Source organism: Tessaracoccus sp. O5.2, from assembly GCF_964266725.1.
Taxonomy (GTDB): Bacteria; Actinomycetota; Actinomycetes; order Propionibacteriales; family Propionibacteriaceae; genus Arachnia; species Arachnia lapidicapta.
On record NZ_CAXWGV010000043.1, the window covers coordinates 1 to 338 of the forward strand.

Sequence of the window (338 nt, forward strand, 5' to 3'; positions counted from 1 at the left end):
CGCGTTCGACGAAGCCTACGACAGTGTGATCACGATCACGGCCCGCCGTGATCGTCTCGATGAACGCATCGCCGCGATGGCTGCCGACAGTCCGTGGAGCGACACCGTCCGTCGGCTCGGCTGTTTGCGCGGGATCTCCACCCTGACTGGGTTCGGGTTGGCGGTCGAGATCGGCGACTGGACCCGGTTCACCGGCAACTCGATCGGCTCGTTCGTCGGCCTGATCCCCTCGGAGAACTCGTCCGGCCAGTCCCGCTCGCTCGGGCCGATCACCAAGACCGGCAACAGTCACGCGCGCCGACTCCTGGTTGAGGCCGCCTGGCATCACCAGCACCGCT

General features: G+C 66.9%; 1 protein-coding gene. It reads left to right on the forward strand.

Annotated elements, in window-relative coordinates; genetic code table 11:
* Positions 1–25 precede the first annotated feature (25 nt).
* Positions 26–338 (forward strand): transposase (locus ACFQPD_RS11065; protein ID WP_385900711.1); only part of this gene is annotated, 313 nt, incomplete at its 3' end.